Genomic DNA, 16,768 nt, shown 5'->3' on the forward strand with positions numbered 1-16,768 from the left:
CAAACCTTAATGGTCAGCAGCTGGGCCGCCGATCGGGGTTTCTGGACGATCATTCTGCACAACAGGTGGAGTAGTGCCCGAGCCACCTTCCCAATCCCGCGGCTCACGCGGAGTACGACCCGCCATGATGTCGTCGATCTGCTCGGCATCAATGGTTTCGTACTTCATCAAGGCATCGGCCATGGCATCCAGCTTGTCACGGTTATCCGTCAGGATCTGCTTCGCCGTGCCATAACATTGATCAATGATGCTGCGCACTTCGGAGTCGATCAGCTTGGCCGTCTCACCCGAGAAACTTGCGCTTTGACCGCCACCGCCGCGACCGAGGAATACTTCACCCTCTTCTTCGGCATACATCAACGGGCCAAGCTTCTCGGACAGGCCCCACTTGGTCACCATGTTCCGTGCGATCTGACTCGCCCGCATGATGTCGTTGGAGGCGCCGGTGGTCACACCGTCGAAACCCAAGGTCATCTCTTCAGCAATACGGCCGCCGTACAGGGAGCAGATCTGGCTGATAAGGGCACGCTTGGACAAGCTGTAGCGATCTTCTTCCGGCAGGAACATGGTCACACCCAGCGCACGACCGCGCGGAATGATCGACACTTTGTAAACCGGGTCATGCTCAGGCACAACACGGCCGACGATAGCGTGGCCCGCCTCGTGATAAGCGGTGTTCTGCTTTTCTTTCTCGGACATGACCATGGATTTGCGCTCGGCGCCCATCATGATCTTGTCTTTGGCCAGCTCAAACTCTTTCATTTCAACGATGCGCTTGCCGGTACGAGCCGCAAACAAAGATGCTTCGTTCACCAGGTTGGCCAGGTCGGCGCCCGAGAAGCCAGGGGTACCACGAGCGATCACGGCCGGAGCGACGTCCTCACCCATAGGCACTTTGCGCATGTGAACCTTGAGAATCTGCTCACGACCACGAATGTCCGGCAAACCGACGACAACCTGACGGTCGAAACGGCCCGGACGCAGCAACGCAGGATCCAGTACGTCCGGACGGTTGGTCGCAGCGATCACGATGATGCCGTCGTTCATTTCAAAGCCATCCATCTCAACCAGCAACTGGTTAAGCGTCTGCTCGCGCTCGTCATGACCGCCGCCCATGCCGGCGCCACGGTGACGACCGACGGCGTCGATTTCATCGATGAAGATGATGCACGGCGCGTGCTTCTTGGCTTGTTCGAACATGTCGCGAACACGACTGGCGCCCACGCCGACGAACATTTCGACGAAATCGGAACCGGAAATGGTGAAGAACGGGACTTTTGCTTCGCCGGCAATAGCCTTGGCCAGCAGGGTTTTACCGGTACCTGGAGGGCCAACCATCAGCACACCACGAGGAATGCGGCCACCCAGACGCTGGAACTTGCCCGGATCACGAAGGAACTCGACCAGCTCGCCCACTTCTTCCTTGGCTTCGTCGCAACCTGCAACGTCACCCAGGGTGGTCTTCACCTGATCTTCAGAGAGCAGGCGCGCCTTGCTCTTGCCGAAGCTCATGGGCCCACCCTTGCCGCCTGCACCGCCCTGCATCTGCCGCATGAAGAACATGAACACGGCAATGATGACCAGAATCGGGAAGCTGGCGACCAGAAGCTGGGTCCAGATGCTTTGCTGCTCAGGCTGCTTGCCTTCGACAACCACGTGGTTATCCACCAAGTCACCGATCAGGCCATTGTCCTGGATAGCAGGACGGATGGTCTTGAAGCTGTCGCCGTCGTTGCGTTTGCCGGTGATCACATAGCCGTCTACCGCTACGCGCTCGACCTTGCCATCCTTAACTTGCTGGATGAAGTCGGAATAGTTGAGGGTCTGCGGCTCGTTAGGGCTGGAGAAGTTGTTCATTACCGTCACCAGGACAGCCGCAATGATCAACCACAGGATCAGATTCTTTGCCATATCGTTCAATTAACTACCCTCTGAAGCAAGCTCCGCTACTGGCGCGCGCTTCGCATGATATTCACCGGCCTAACTTACTACATTACCTACGGCTCTGGCAGGCGCCGTCTGTAACCCTTTGTGAAACACTTTCTACACAATATTCGCTAATGCTCACGGGGCGAAATACGAAAAACCTATCGGCCCGCCAAAAAACCTCGATTTACTCACTACGGCCGCGGTAGCCCCAAGCCAGCATGTATTGCTCGCGGGAACTGCCACGGGAAGAGTCCGGCTTGATCATCTGGACCTTGTCGAATTTCTGACGAGCGTCCTTCACGTAAGCATCAAACCCTTCGCCCTGAAACACCTTGATCACGAAATTACCACCCGGCTTGAGTATCCGAGCCGCCAGATCAAGAGCCAGCTCACATAAAAACATGGCCTTCGGCATGTCCACCTCAGGCGTACCACTCATATTGGGGGCCATATCGGAAATCACAAGGTCCACCTGCGAATTACCAACAGCTTCAAGGATCTGAGCGAGCACGTCGTCCCGGGTGAAGTCACCCTGGATGAAAGTCACGTCCGGAATGCTGTCCATTTCCAGGATGTCCGAGGCGATCAGACGCCCCTGACCACCGATCAGCCGACTAGTGACCTGCGACCAGCCACCGGGCGCCGCTCCCAGGTCGACAACACTCATACCTGGACGGATCAGTTTGTATTTCTCCTGGACTTCCAGAAGCTTGTAACTCGCACGCGAGCGGTAACCATCCTTCTGCGCCTGCTTCACATAGGGATCATTGACATGTCTTTGCAGCCACTTAAGGCTTGTCTTGGAACGGGCCACGGGCCACCTCAAATAAAACGGGTAGTGATTAACTGGGCGGTCCCGGACTCGCTCGGGTAAACTGGCCGCCGCTTTTTACAAGATCAGACGCAGGGGTCAGATTATGCCGCTCACTCAAGAGCAGAAGAAACAGTACAAATCCATTGGCCACCATCTGAAACCAGTATTGACTGTGGCTGACAACGGTTTGACCGAAGGTGTATTAGCCGAACTTGAACGCGCCTTGAGCGATCATGAGCTGATCAAGATCAAACTCAACATCCTCGAGCGCGAGTCTCGCCTGGCGGTCATCGCCGAGCTGTGCAAGGCGGGCAAGGCTGACTTGGTGCAAGTCATCGGCAAAATGGCGTTGATTTACCGCAAAAACGCCAAGGTAAACAAGCAACTGTCGAACGTCCATCGCTTCCACTGACGTCGATAAGGGTCAAGGGTGCGCTTCGCGTACCCTGCCACCCCATCCAGGCACTGGCTGCAGCACCAGCACCAGCCCGGAAAACCCAAGCACAAGATAGCTGAACAATTGCCAGCGTTGCGCCTCAGGCAACAGCATGCGCACCACGAAATACATCGCACACGCATAAAGCCCCATCAGCAGCAGCTGCCCGCGAATATCCCGCCACATGCTTGCCAGCCCTTCGGACTGAATCAATATCAGCACCTGCAACACCAGGCACGCCGCCGAAAAGCCCACCAGCAACGCACCCAGCATTTTACCGATATCGTCGATCAGCAGCGGTGCCAAGCCTATTTGCTCGAGCACCGGCAGCAAACCGATGTGCAGAAGCCACAAGCCACCGACCCAGAGCATCTGGGCCAGTTGCCAAAGCATGGCACCCGCGCGAAGCGGGTGCCGTCTTTCAGATGTGACGAACTTCGACAATCTCGTACTCGATAACGCCACCTGGCGTTTTGACGGCGACCACATCACCCTCTTCCTTGGCAATCAAGGCACGAGCCAGTGGCGAACCGACGGAGATCTTGCCGAGTTTGAAGTCCGCTTCATCCTCTCCCACGATTTGATAGGTCACGCTTTCGTCAGTTTCAACGTTGGCGATCTCGACCGTGGTACCGAAAATCACTTTACCGGTGTGAGGAATGGTCGTGACATCGATGATCACCGCATTCTGCATGCGGCCTTCAATATCGCGAATCCGCGCCTCGACCATACCTTGCTGCTCGCGGGCAGCATGGTATTCGGCGTTCTCTTTAAGGTCACCCAACTCGCGGGCCGTTCCGATGTCCTGGCTAAGCTTAGGACGAACGACCTTGGTCAGGTGAGCGTGCTCTTCTTCCAGGGCTTTAGCGCCCTGGACAGTCATCGGGTATTTGATCATGCCTTCAATCCTGCGTGTAGATCCTGCAAGCGGCGCACGGTCTTCTCGGGACCGAACTTCAACGCTTCGCAGATGGCTTCGCCAGCAGCAATGGTCGTGGTGCAGTAGATCTTGTGCTGCAAGGCATTACGACGAATGGAGTAGGAATCAGCGATCGACTGGCGACCTTCCGTGGTGTTGATGATCAGGGTGACTTCGTCATTCTTGATCATGTCGACCACGTGCGGACGACCTTCGGTCACCTTGTTCACACGACGCACTTTCAGGCCGGCAGCTTCAATCAGCTTGGCAGTCCCAGCAGTGGCAACTACTTCGAAACCCAAGTTGATCAGATCACGAGCCACACCTGCAACCAGCGGCTTGTCATCGTCACGCACGCTGATGAACGCGGTACCGCCAGTCGGCAACACTTCGCTGGCACCCATCTGGGCCTTGGCGAAGGCTTCGCCGAAGGTGTCACCGACACCCATCACTTCACCGGTGGACTTCATTTCTGGGCCGAGGATCGGGTCCACACCAGGGAACTTGGCGAACGGGAACACTGCCTCTTTCACACTGTAGAAGTTCGGAATGATTTCCTTGGTGAAACCGATTTCCTTCAGGGTTTTACCCGCCATCACGCGAGCCGCGATCATGGCCAGGGAAACACCGATGCACTTGGATACGAACGGCACGGTACGGGAAGCGCGCGGGTTGACTTCGATGACGTAGATGTCCTCGCCTTGCAACGCCAACTGCACGTTCATCAGGCCGACAACACCTAGCTCCAGGGCCATTTTCTTGACCTGTTCACGCATCTCGTCCTGGATATGCACAGGCAGCGAGTATGGCGGCAGGGAGCAGGCAGAGTCACCGGAGTGAACACCGGCCTGTTCGATGTGCTGCATGATTGCGCCAATTACCACATCGGTGCCGTCGCAAACCGCATCCACGTCCATTTCGATGGCGCAGTTGAGGAAGTGGTCGAGCAGTACAGGGCTGTCGTTAGACACTTTCACCGCGTCACGCAGGTAGCGCTTGAGTTCTTCTTCTTCGTAGACGATTTCCATCGCCCGACCGCCGAGCACGTAGGAAGGACGCACCACCAGCGGATAGCCGATCTTGCTGGCTGCACGGATGGCTTCATCTTCGCTGCGCACGGTGGCGTTTGGTGGCTGACGCAGGTTCAGGCGTTCCACCATTTGCTGGAAGCGCTCGCGGTCTTCGGCACGGTCAATGGCGTCCGGGCTGGTACCGATGATCGGCACGCCAGCAGCTTCCAGGGCACGCGCCAGTTTCAGCGGGGTTTGGCCGCCGTACTGGACGATCACGCCTTTAGGCTTCTCGACGCGGCAGATTTCCAGCACGTCTTCCAGCGTTACCGGCTCGAAGTACAGACGGTCGGAAGTGTCGTAGTCAGTGGAAACGGTTTCCGGGTTGCAGTTGACCATGATGGTCTCGTACCCGTCTTCGCGCAGCGCGAGGGCGGCGTGTACGCAGCAGTAATCGAACTCGATGCCCTGGCCGATACGGTTTGGACCACCGCCCAGGATAATGATCTTGTCGCGGCCCGATGGCGCAGCTTCGCACTCCTCCTCGTAGGTGGAGTACAGGTACGCGGTGTCGGTGGCGAACTCGGCGGCACAGGTGTCAACACGCTTGTAGACCGGGAAGATATCCAGTTTGTGGCGATGCGTGCGCAGGTTCTTCTCGGTCACACCCAGCAGCTTGGCCAGACGCTGATCGGAGAAACCCTTGCGCTTGAGGCGGAACATCAGGTCGCGGTCGATGGAGGACAGACCGAGGGTCTTGACCTTCTCTTCTTCCTTGATCAGATCTTCGATCTGCACCAGGAACCACGGATCGATCATGTTCATGCCGAAGATGTCTTCGACGGTCATGCCGGCGCGGAAAGCATCAGCCACGTACCAGATACGCTCAGCGCCCGGCACGGTCAGCTCGCGCTTGAGCACGCTCATGCTTTCCGGGTTGCTCAGGTCGAGCTTCTCGTCCAGACCGCAAACGCCCACTTCCAGGCCACGTAGGGCTTTCTGCAGAGACTCCTGAAAGGTCCGGCCGATGGCCATGACTTCACCGACAGACTTCATCTGGGTGGTCAGGCGAGCGTCGGCCTTCGGGAATTTCTCGAAAGCAAAACGTGGCAGCTTGGTCACGACATAGTCGATCGAAGGCTCGAAGGACGCCGGCGTAGCGCCGCCAGTGATTTCGTTTTGCAGCTCGTCCAGGGTGTAACCGATCGCCAGCTTGGCGGCGATGCGCGCAATCGGGAAGCCGGTAGCTTTCGATGCCAGTGCCGAAGAACGCGATACACGCGGGTTCATCTCGATCACGACCATGCGGCCGGTGTCCGGGCAAATACCGAACTGAACGTTGGAACCGCCGGTTTCAACGCCGATCTCACGCAGTACCGCCAACGAGGCGTTGCGCATGATCTGGTATTCCTTGTCCGTCAGGGTCTGTGCTGGCGCAACAGTGATCGAGTCACCGGTGTGCACGCCCATCGGGTCAAAGTTTTCGATGGAGCAGACGATGATGCAGTTGTCCTTCTTATCGCGGACAACCTCCATCTCGTACTCTTTCCAGCCGATCAGGGATTCGTCGATCAGCAGCTCTTTGGTCGGCGACAGGTCCAGGCCGCGAGCGCAGATTTCTTCGAACTCTTCACGGTTGTACGCGATACCGCCACCGGTGCCGCCCATGGTGAAGGACGGACGGATGATGCACGGGAAGCCGAGCTTTTCGAGGACCGCATTGGCCTCTTCCATGCTGTGGGCGATACCCGAACGCGGGCAGTCCAGGCCGATGGATTTCATCGCCTTGTCAAAGCGCGAACGGTCTTCGGCCTTGTCGATGGTGTCAGCGTTGGCGCCGATCATTTCTACGCCGAACTTCTCCAGAACGCCTTCGCGCTCCAGGTCCAGAGCGCAGTTCAGAGCGGTCTGGCCACCCATGGTCGGCAACAGGGCGTCTGGACGCTCCTTCTCGATGATCTTGGCAACGGTCTGCCACTTGATCGGCTCGATGTAGGTGGCGTCGGCCATGTCCGGGTCGGTCATGATGGTGGCCGGGTTGGAGTTCACTAGGATGACGCGGTAACCCTCTTCGCGCAGGGCTTTACAGGCCTGGGCGCCGGAGTAGTCGAATTCGCAGGCCTGGCCGATCACGATCGGGCCAGCGCCGAGAATCAGGATGCTTTTAATGTCTGTACGTTTTGGCATGGGTTTGTCACTCAAATCCGCAGGTCAGTCGGCAAGCCGTCTTGATCAATTTCTGAAGCTCCAAGGGGGCCACCGGGTTGATCGGGGCCGCCCTTGGACGACTTCTCGCTACATTCTCAAGGCGAGCGCTTAGCGTCGCTTGGCCATCTCGTTGATGAAGCGGTCGAACAGCGGCGCCACATCGTTCGGGCCTGGGCTGGCTTCAGGGTGACCCTGGAAGCTGAAGGCGCTCTTGTCGGTACGCTCGATACCCTGCAGGGTGCCGTCGAACAGCGACTTGTGAATCGCCCGGACGTTGGCTGGCAGGGTCGCTTCATCTACCGCAAAACCGTGGTTCTGGCTGGTGATCATCACCACACCGGTATCCAGGTCCTGGACCGGGTGGTTGGCGCCATGGTGACCGTGACCCATTTTCAGAGTCTTGGCACCGGAGGCCAGGGCCAGCAGTTGGTGACCGAGGCAGATACCGAATACCGGGATCTCGGTTTCCAGCACTTCCTTGATGGCCTTGATGGCGTAGTCGCAAGGTTCCGGATCGCCAGGACCGTTGGACAGGAATACACCATCCGGCTTCAGGGCCAGGACATCGGCAGCCGGGGTCTGTGCAGGGACCACGGTTACGCGGCAGCCGCGCTCGACCAGCATGCGCAGGATGTTCACCTTGACGCCGTAGTCGTAGGCCACCACGTGGTACGGCAGCTCTGAGGCCTCGATGGTCGCGTGACTGTCGGTTTTCAGGTCCCAGACAGTCGAGCGCCACTCGTATTGCTTCTGGGTGCTGACGACTTTTGCCAGGTCCATGCCCTTGAGGCCAGGGAACCCCTGGGCGGCGGCGATGGCGGCTTCTTCGGAGATGTTGTCACCGGCCATGATGCAGCCGTTCTGTGCGCCTTTCTCACGCAGGATGCGGGTCAGGCGACGGGTGTCGATACCGGCGATAGCCACAACATTGTTGGCTTTCAGGTAATCGGACAGGGACATGGTGTTACGCCAGTTGCTCGCAACCAGTGGCAGGTCACGAATGACCAGGCCGGCGGACCAGACGCGGTCGGATTCGGCGTCTTCCGGTGTGGTGCCGGTGTTGCCAATGTGCGGGTAAGTCAGGGTAACGATCTGCTGGGCGTAGGAAGGATCGGTAAGGATTTCCTGATAGCCGGTCATGGCGGTGTTAAATACCACCTCACCAACGGTTTGACCGTCGGCTCCAATTGCTTCGCCGCGAAAAATGCTGCCATCAGCAAGGGCGAGTATGGCTGGCTTAGTCAAGAAGACCTCCCGTAAATAAAGCCTGAAAGGGCGATCGCAGGTGTAAAAAAGCGGAGTGACGTATGGACACGTCACCCCGCTCATTCACTGAATTATTCTGCGCGCTTTTAGTGAACACACTAAAGCTGTAGCTTACAGAAAAAGGCTTTTTCGGTCCACCGCTAATGAGCCTAAAAGGCAGAGGAATGCGACAGAACATCGCTTAGCGGGATAAAACAGGGCTCAGGCACATGACTGAACCCTGCCTTGAGTGCATCATCAGCGCAGGTCGAGCACATCCTGCATATCGTAAAGACCTGGCTCGCGACCGTCCAGCCACAACGCCGCACGCACCGCCCCCTTGGCAAAGGTCATGCGGCTGGAGGCCTTGTGAGTGATCTCAAGACGCTCACCCTCTGCAGCGAACAGGACCGTGTGATCGCCCACCACATCACCACCACGAACCGTGGCGAAACCGATGGTTTCACGATCACGCACACCGGTATGGCCTTCACGGCCATAGACCGCCACTTTCTGCAGATCACGCCCCAGCGCATCAGCAATAACCTCGCCCATGCGCAGGGCCGTGCCCGAAGGGGCATCGATCTTGTTCCGGTGATGGGCTTCGATGATTTCAATGTCCGCATCATCACCCAGCACCCGCGCCGCCATGTCCAGCAGCTTCAGCGACAGGTTGACGCCGACACTGAAGTTGGCCGCGAACACGATTGGAATATCCTTGCTCGCCTCGGCCAGCACCTGCTTCTGCGCAGCATCCAGCCCAGTCGTGCCGATTACCATCGCCTTGCCCGTCTTGCGGCAGAAGGCCAGGTTTTTCAGCATCACTTCCGGCAAGGTGAAGTCGATCAAGACATCGAATTCATCGGCGACACCCTCGAGATTGCCCGATAGCGGCACGCCGATACGACCCAGGGAAGCCAGCTCGCCGGCATCGACCCCGATCAACGTGCTGCCAGGACGCACAATGGCAGCAGTAAGGCCGGTCAGCGGCGCACGTTGCTGCACCGCCTCGACCAGGATCTTGCCCATGCGCCCGGCGGCGCCCATCACAGCTATACGTCGCATGTGTCGCTCCTTACAGATCGCCGAAGAAGCGCTTCACGCCTTCAAACCAACCAGTGGTTTTCGGTGAATGGGTATTGTCATCGGCCAGGGAGCTGCGCAGCTCTTCCAGCAATTCACGCTGACGACGCCCCAGATTGACCGGAGTCTCCACCGCAACGCGGCACATCAAATCACCCGCACCGCCACCACGCACCGGCGCCACACCCTTGCCACGTACGCGGAACTGCTTGCCGGTCTGAGTCCCCTCGGGGATCTTCAACTTGACCCGACCATCAAGGGTCGGAATCTCCAGCTCGCCGCCCAGCGCCGCATCAACAAAGCTGATTGGCACTTCACAGAACAGGTGCTTGCCGTCGCGCTGGAAGATCGCGTGCTCACGCACATTGATCACCACGTACAGGTCGCCAGTAGGCCCACCCTGCGCACCCGCCTCACCTTCACCCGACAGACGGATACGGTCGCCGGTATCGACACCCGCCGGCACTTTGACCGACAGCGTCTTGTACTCTTCGACGCGGCCTTCGCCGTGGCAGGAGTCGCACGGATCGGAAATGATCTTGCCCTGGCCATGGCAGCGCGGGCAGGTCTGCTGCACCGAGAAGAAGCCCTGCTGCATGCGCACCTGGCCAATACCGCCACAGGTTGGGCAAGTGATAGGCGAGGAGCCTTTCTTGGCACCCGAACCATCGCACGGCTTGCAATTGACCAGCGTCGGAACACGGATATTCACGGTAGTACCGCGCACCGCCTCTTCCAGGTTCAACTCCAGGGTGTAGCGCAAATCGCTGCCGCGCTGAGCACCGCCACGGGAACCGCCACGACCGCCGCCGAAGAAATCACTGAAGACATCACCGAAGATGTCGGAGAAGTTCTGACCACCGAAGCCAGCACCACCGCCGCCCATGCTCGGATCAACACCGGCATGACCGTATTGGTCATAGGCGGCGCGCTTGCTCGAGTCAGAGAGTACTTCGTAGGCCTCGTTGGCCTCTTTGAACAGTTCTTCCGACGCTTTGTCGTCAGGATTACGGTCCGGGTGATGCTTCATCGCCAGGCGCCGGTAAGCCTTCTTCAGGTCGGCCTCGCTGGTGCCTCGCTCAACACCCAATACTTCGTAATAGTCACGCTTTGCCATAAGTCTTTGCACTCTTAAGGACGTCCGGCCAAGCTCTCCTGAGCCTCGCCAAACTCGTTGAGCCCCAATACAGGCCCGGACCCAACTCACGTCAATTCAACGATCCTGGTCTTTGAAAAAACCAGCCAGCAGTGGCCGGCCATTGCGGTAATCCCGCTCGGAAAGCAGGAGCATTTCCGGCCATACCGCCACCCCGCGTGACAGGTCACGCCGAGTAAAAAATTTCGCTTGCTCCAGACACGCCAACGCGGGAGCAAGCTCCCGCGCGGCGACATCCTACCAGCCACCGCACAAAGGCAGTCAACTGGCCGACCAACAAGCAGTCTTACTTGTGGTCTTTTACTTCTTCGAACTCAGCGTCGACTACATCGTCAGCTTTTTCAGCCGACTCGCCTTGCTGAGCCGCGCCTTCTGCAGGCTGAGCCTGTTCGGCGTACATCTTCTGAGCAACCGGCGCCGAGACTTTGGACAGCTCTTCAACCTTGGCGTCGATGGCTGCTTTGTCGTCGCCTTTGACGGCGGCTTCAAGGGCAACCACAGCCGCTTCGATTGCGGTTTTCTCTTCAGCGGTCACTTTGTCGCCGGCATCAGCGATCATTTTGCGAGTCGAGTGAACCAGGGCGTCACCTTGGTTACGCGCGCTGGCCAGCTCTTCGAACTTGCGGTCTTCGTCAGCGTTGGTTTCAGCATCGCGAATCATCTGCTGAATCTCTTCCTCGGACAGACCGGAGTTGGCCTTGATCACGATCGACTGAGTCTTGCCGGTGGCCTTGTCTTTGGCGCCTACGTGCAGAATGCCGTTGGCGTCGATATCGAAGGTCACTTCAATTTGTGGCACGCCACGTGGTGCTGGTGGAATCTCGGCCAGGTCGAACTTGCCCAGGGACTTGTTCTGGGCCGCTTGCTTACGCTCACCTTGCAGCACGTGAATGGTCACAGCGCCCTGGTTGTCGTCGGCAGTCGAGAACACTTGCGATTTCTTGGTAGGAATCGTGGTGTTTTTCTCGATCAGCGCGGTCATCACGCCACCCATGGTTTCGATACCCAGGGTCAGCGGGCTGACGTCGAGCAGCAGGACGTCTTTCACGTCACCGGCCAGTACCGCACCCTGGATAGCAGCACCCATTGCAACCGCTTCGTCCGGGTTGACGTCTTTACGTGCTTCTTTACCGAAGAACTCGGTCACCAGCTTCTGCACCAGCGGCATACGGGTCTGACCACCGACCAGAATCACGTCGTTGATCGCGCCAACTTCGATACCCGAGTCTTTCAGAGCGATGCGGCAAGGTTCGATGGTGCGCTGAACCAGGTCTTCAACCAGAGCTTCCAACTTGGCGCGAGAAATCTTCACGTTCAAATGCTTAGGACCGGTGGCATCTGCAGTGATGTACGGCAGGTTGACGTCGGTCTGCAGGCTCGAGGACAGCTCGATCTTGGCTTTTTCGGCAGCTTCTTTCAGGCGCTGCATGGCCAGCGGGTCACCCTTGAGGTTCATGCCGCTTTCTTTCTTGAATTCGTCGACGAGGTAGTCGATCAGACGAATGTCAAAGTCTTCACCACCCAGGAAGGTGTCACCGTTGGTGGCCAACACTTCAAACTGGTGCTCACCATCAACTTCGGCAATCTCGATCACCGAAACGTCGAAGGTACCGCCACCCAGGTCATAAACGATCACGGTGTGATCGCCCTTGGCCTTGTCCATACCGTAAGCCAGAGCGGCCGCGGTTGGTTCGTTGATGATGCGTTTTACGTCCAGGCCAGCAATACGACCGGCGTCTTTGGTGGCTTGACGCTGGCTGTCGTTGAAGTAGGCCGGAACGGTGATCACCGCTTCGGTCACTGGCTCGCCAAGGTAGTCTTCGGCAGTCTTCTTCATCTTTTTCAAGATTTCAGCCGAAATCTGTGGCGGCGACATTTTCTGGCCGTTCACTTCAACCCAGGCGTCAGCGTTGTCAGCCTTGACGATCTTGTAAGGGACCATCTGGATGTCTTTCTGTACCACTTCTTCTTCGAAGCGACGACCGATCAGACGCTTCACCGCGTACAGGGTGTTATGCGGATTGGTCACTGCCTGACGCTTGGCCGACTGACCAACCAGGATTTCGCCATCGTTGGCATACGCAACGATCGACGGCGTGGTACGCGCGCCTTCGGCGTTTTCGATAACTTTAACGTTGCCGTTTTCAAGAATAGAGACGCAGGAGTTGGTAGTCCCCAGGTCGATACCGATAATTTTGCCCATGTTAACTCTCCCGAAACTTTGGATTTTGTTGCCGCAGCGGTGGTGGCCAACTGCGGTAGCACTTAAACGCTTGACTTCTAAATGGGGGCCTTACGGCTGATTTCAAGCCTTCTCATCAATAGAAGGCGAAACCGGAGCCGGAGCCTTGCTGACCACGACCATGGCCGGGCGCAGCAGGCGGCCATTGAGCTGATAGCCCTTCTGGAACACCTTGAGCACGCTGTTGGGTTCCATATCGGCGCTTTCCTGCATGGCCATCGCCTGATGATGCTCGGCGTTGAACGGTTCGCCGTGCGGGTCGATGGCTTCCAGCTGATAGCGCTTGAGGGTGTCGTGGAACATCTTCAGGGTCAGCTCGATCCCTTCACGCATCGGACGAATGCTTTCGTCATCCGCGCTGGACAGCTCCAGGCCACGCTCGAGGCTGTCGATCACTGGCAACAGGTCGCCAGCAAAGCGTTCCAGCGCGAATTTGTGCGCTTTTTCCACGTCCTGCTCGGCACGGCGGCGGACGTTCTGCAGATCGGCAGCAACACGCAAAGCCTGATCCTGAGCGCCGGCCAGCTGCTCTTCGAGCACTTTTACACGAGCCACCAGGTCCTCGCCCGAGGTCTCGGGAGCCTGATTGGCGTCTAGATTTTGCGTATCCAGCGTCTGTTCGTCAGCCATGAAATTCTCCTTTCAATAACGTCCGTGAGCTCAACTCACGCTTCTGTCCCGGTATATGGGGTCGCATTTCTCAGGTTCAAGGGCTCGACCCATGGCAAAACCTTTCAAGACTGGAAACACACCTGGGTTCGACATTCCTGGTTGCGCTAAAAAAGTTTTCCACCCAAGCAAATCGAGCTAAGGGAGGGCATTGTCAGCCAGAAACAAAACACTGTATAAATAACCAGACTTAAAGCCTGGGAGCGGCCGTCATGCTGGTGCACCTGTCCGTACACAACTACGCCATCGTTGAACATCTCGATCTGGAACTGGATCGCGGGATGAGCGTCATCACGGGCGAAACCGGCGCCGGCAAGTCGATCATGCTCGACGCCCTGGGCTTGACCCTGGGGGATCGCGCCGACAGTGGCGTGGTGCGTCCGGGCGCAGACAAGGCCGACATCCTCGCGACGTTCGACCTTGTGGATATCCCTGAAGCCCGTACCTGGCTGGCCGAACGCGACCTGGACAGCGAGAGCCCGTGCATCTTGCGCCGGGTCATTACGGCCGAGGGGCGCTCGCGCGGCTATATCAACGGCTCGCCCTGCCCGCTGGGTGATCTCAAGGCCCTCGGCGAACTGTTGATCGATATCCACAGCCAGCACGAACATCAGTCGCTGCTGAAAACCGAGACCCATCGGCGCCTGCTCGACGAGTACGCCGGCGCTACCGACCTGTCGCGCCAGGTACAGCTTGCCGCACAACGCTGGCGCCAGACGCGCCAGGAGCTTGAACGCCTGTCCAACTCCGGCGACGAGCAACGCGCCCGCCATCAACTGCTCAGCTATCAAATGGAAGAGCTGGAAAACCTGGGTCTGGGCGACAACGAACTGGAGCAACTGGAACAGGAACACAAAAACCTGACCAACGCCGAAACCCTGCTCGGCATTTGCCGACAGGTGGTCGAGCAATGCAGTGAAAGCGATTCCGGCAATGTCCTCAATGCCCTGACCGCCAGCCTCAATCGCCTGTCGAGCGTCGGCAACTCGCCGACCGCCCTGGGTGAGGCCACCAATCTGCTGGCCAGCGCTCAGATCCAGGTCGAGGAAGCCGTGGGCGAGCTGAATCGCTTTCTCGACCACTTCGATGCCGATCCAGCACGCCTGCAACAACTGGAGGAGCGCCTCGACGCTATCTATACCCTGGCCCGCAAGCACCGAATCCAGCCAACCGAACTGGCAGCCATGCAGCAACAGCTGCTGGATGAAATCGAAGCGTTGGACGCGAATGACGAGTCCATCGAGCGTCTTGGTGACGAGCTGAAGTCATATGCGCGGCATTACCAGGAGAAAGCCAAGGAACTGAGCCGCCTGCGCCAGCAAGCCGCCACCACCCTGGCCAGTGCGGTCGAGCAGGAGATACAGCGCCTGGGCATGCCCGGCGGGCGCTTCACCATCGAGCTGCACGCCAACACCAGCGATGAGTTGCTGCCCTATGGCCTGGAACAGGTGGAATTGCTGGTCAGCGCCAACCCTGGGCAACCGCTCAAGGCCCTGGCCAAGGTCGCGTCCGGGGGCGAATTGTCACGTATCAGCCTGGCGATCCAGGTGATCACCGCGCAAACCTCCCGAGTACCGACTTTGGTATTCGACGAAGTGGATGTGGGTATCGGAGGCCCGACCGCAGAGATTGTTGGCCAATTGTTGCGTCGGCTGGGCGAACGAGGCCAGGTACTCACCGTCACTCACTTGCCGCAAGTGGCTGCCCAGGGCCATCAGCATCTATTCGTGCATAAGGTGCGCGGTAGCGACGCCACCCATACGGCGGTGTCCAAACTGGGTAAGACCGAGCGTGTCGAAGAGGTCGCTCGCATGCTGGGCGGCATCGACCTGACTAAAGAGTCGCTGGCCCATGCGAAAAAGATGGTGGTGACCGCAAAAATCTAAGCGCTCGTTACTCGAAAGCCAGAAAGCACGAAGGCGGCCCTAGGGTCGCCTTCGTTCGTTTCGCGGACATGGCCCGCGCGACATGCTTACTTTTTCTTGTGGCGTACGTACAGCACCAAGTTGTGATCCACCAACTCGAAGCCATGCTTCTCGACGATCGCCTTTTGCAGTTTTTCGATTTCTTCGTCGAAGAATTCGATCACTTCGCCAGACTCCACGTTGACCATATGGTCGTGGTGGCCGCCGTCGGCCAGTTCGAATACAGCGTGGCCGCCATCAAAATTGTGGCGAACCACAAGGCCTGCAGCTTCGAACTGAGTCAGTACACGGTAAACCGTGGCCAGACCGACATCCTCGCCAGCTTCCATCAGCGCCTTGTAAACATCTTCGGCGCTCATGTGTCGCTGCTCGGCGGAATCGAGCATTTGTAGAATTTTGACCCGTGGCAGAGTCACTTTAAGGCCGGCTTTACGTAGTTCGCTATTTTCAACCATGGTCAGCTTTCTCGCGGATGCTGCTTCGCAGCTTCTCTTAATGCGGGTATGATCGGGGTTTACGTTGTCCCAGCCAAGATAGTGGAAGTCGCCCACCGATGCAAAACACCAAGCTCTTGCTAACCAGTTTCACCTTCGTGGGACTGCTCGCACTCGCCGGTTGTTCATTCCCCGGGGTTTACAAAATCGACATCCAGCAGGGCAATGTCGTCACGCAGGACATGATAGACCAGTTACGCCCGGGAATGACCCGCCGGCAAGTACGGTTTATTATGGGCAACCCTCTGCTGACCGACACGTTCCATGCCGATCGCTGGGATTATTTGTATAGCCTGCAACCAGGGGGCGGTGAGCGCCAACAGGAACGCGTCAGCGTTATCTTCAATGGCAATGACCAACTCGTCAGCCTTTCGGGCGACTTTATGCCTGGCGTAAGCCGCGACGAAGCCCTGCTGGGCAAGGACAGCGGCACCACCGTGACCGCGCCGGCCGAGAACACCGAGAAGCCAAAACCAGAGAAACCAGTCAAGCCTGGCTCTCTGCTGGATCAGATCCAGAAAGACGTGGATGGGGTAAAAGCCGTCCCGGTTCCGACACCGGAGCCACTGGACACTTCGCCACAATAAGTTGTGTCGAAATAAAAAAGCCCGGCATGTCCGGGCTTTTTATTGCGTGTT

General features: G+C 58.0%; 14 protein-coding genes. 3 read left to right on the forward strand and 11 right to left on the reverse strand.

What is annotated here, in order from left to right; genetic code table 11:
• Positions 1–6: 6 nt before the first annotated feature.
• Positions 7–1,911: an ATP-dependent zinc metalloprotease FtsH gene (ftsH, locus tag ACOZJV_RS16700; RefSeq protein ID WP_421548061.1), complete on the reverse strand. Its 1,905-nt coding sequence runs from the start codon at positions 1,909–1,911 to the stop codon at positions 7–9.
• A gap of 202 nt (positions 1,912–2,113) precedes the next feature.
• Positions 2,114–2,743 carry a 23S rRNA (uridine(2552)-2'-O)-methyltransferase RlmE gene (gene rlmE, locus ACOZJV_RS16705; protein WP_020299918.1) on the reverse strand — a complete coding sequence of 210 codons (630 nt, stop codon included), beginning with the start codon at positions 2,741–2,743 and terminating at the stop codon, positions 2,114–2,116.
• Between the two features lie 103 nt (positions 2,744–2,846).
• On the opposite strand from rlmE, the gene yhbY reads away from it, so the two are divergent.
• Entirely contained in the window at positions 2,847–3,155 is a 309-nt protein-coding gene (gene yhbY / locus ACOZJV_RS16710; protein ID WP_201129421.1) for a ribosome assembly RNA-binding protein YhbY, read from the forward strand.
• A 12-nt stretch (positions 3,156–3,167) separates the two neighbouring features.
• Here the strand turns inward: yhbY and ACOZJV_RS16715 are convergent, their stop codons facing one another.
• The 8 genes from ACOZJV_RS16715 to grpE all read right to left on the reverse strand — a co-directional run bounded on the left by ACOZJV_RS16715 (position 3,168) and on the right by grpE (position 13,672).
• Complete coding sequence (locus ACOZJV_RS16715; RefSeq protein ID WP_421548328.1) at positions 3,168–3,572, reverse strand: MFS transporter; 405 nt, start codon at positions 3,570–3,572, stop codon at positions 3,168–3,170.
• Between the two features lie 28 nt (positions 3,573–3,600).
• The gene (gene greA, locus ACOZJV_RS16720) at positions 3,601–4,077 is read right to left on the reverse strand and encodes a transcription elongation factor GreA (RefSeq protein WP_020299921.1); all 477 of its coding nucleotides are present in this window, start codon (positions 4,075–4,077) and stop codon (positions 3,601–3,603) included.
• Positions 4,074–7,295, reverse strand: a complete 3,222-nt coding sequence (gene carB / locus ACOZJV_RS16725; RefSeq protein WP_201129420.1) for a carbamoyl-phosphate synthase large subunit — start codon at positions 7,293–7,295, stop codon at positions 4,074–4,076. The genes greA and carB overlap by 4 nt, the downstream gene beginning before the upstream one ends.
• A gap of 129 nt (positions 7,296–7,424) precedes the next feature.
• Positions 7,425–8,561, reverse strand: coding sequence for a glutamine-hydrolyzing carbamoyl-phosphate synthase small subunit (gene carA, locus ACOZJV_RS16730; protein ID WP_201129417.1), 1,137 nt, complete (start codon positions 8,559–8,561; stop codon positions 7,425–7,427).
• A 258-nt stretch (positions 8,562–8,819) separates the two neighbouring features.
• Entirely contained in the window at positions 8,820–9,626 is an 807-nt protein-coding gene (gene dapB, locus ACOZJV_RS16735; protein WP_421548062.1) for a 4-hydroxy-tetrahydrodipicolinate reductase, read from the reverse strand.
• Between the two features lie 10 nt (positions 9,627–9,636).
• Positions 9,637–10,761, reverse strand: coding sequence for a molecular chaperone DnaJ (gene dnaJ / locus ACOZJV_RS16740; protein WP_020299925.1), 1,125 nt, complete (start codon positions 10,759–10,761; stop codon positions 9,637–9,639).
• A 325-nt stretch (positions 10,762–11,086) separates the two neighbouring features.
• Positions 11,087–13,003 carry a molecular chaperone DnaK gene (gene dnaK, locus ACOZJV_RS16745; RefSeq protein ID WP_020299926.1) on the reverse strand — a complete coding sequence of 639 codons (1,917 nt, stop codon included), beginning with the start codon at positions 13,001–13,003 and terminating at the stop codon, positions 11,087–11,089.
• Between the two features lie 102 nt (positions 13,004–13,105).
• A complete protein-coding gene (grpE, locus tag ACOZJV_RS16750; protein ID WP_020299927.1) occupies positions 13,106–13,672 on the reverse strand; it encodes a nucleotide exchange factor GrpE in 567 nt (188 codons plus the stop codon).
• Between the two features lie 251 nt (positions 13,673–13,923).
• Between grpE and recN the strand changes: the two genes are divergently transcribed.
• Positions 13,924–15,597: a DNA repair protein RecN gene (gene recN / locus ACOZJV_RS16755; protein ID WP_020299928.1), complete on the forward strand. Its 1,674-nt coding sequence runs from the start codon at positions 13,924–13,926 to the stop codon at positions 15,595–15,597.
• A gap of 86 nt (positions 15,598–15,683) precedes the next feature.
• Here the strand turns inward: recN and fur are convergent, their stop codons facing one another.
• A complete protein-coding gene (fur, locus tag ACOZJV_RS16760; protein ID WP_020299929.1) occupies positions 15,684–16,091 on the reverse strand; it encodes a ferric iron uptake transcriptional regulator in 408 nt (135 codons plus the stop codon).
• Positions 16,092–16,189: 98 nt separating this feature from the next.
• On the opposite strand from fur, the gene ACOZJV_RS16765 reads away from it, so the two are divergent.
• Entirely contained in the window at positions 16,190–16,717 is a 528-nt protein-coding gene (locus ACOZJV_RS16765; RefSeq protein WP_020299930.1) for an outer membrane protein assembly factor BamE, read from the forward strand.
• Positions 16,718–16,768 lie beyond the last annotated feature (51 nt).

Source organism: Pseudomonas sp. QD4 (assembly GCF_049199125.1).
Classification (GTDB): Bacteria; Pseudomonadota; Gammaproteobacteria; order Pseudomonadales; family Pseudomonadaceae; genus Aquipseudomonas.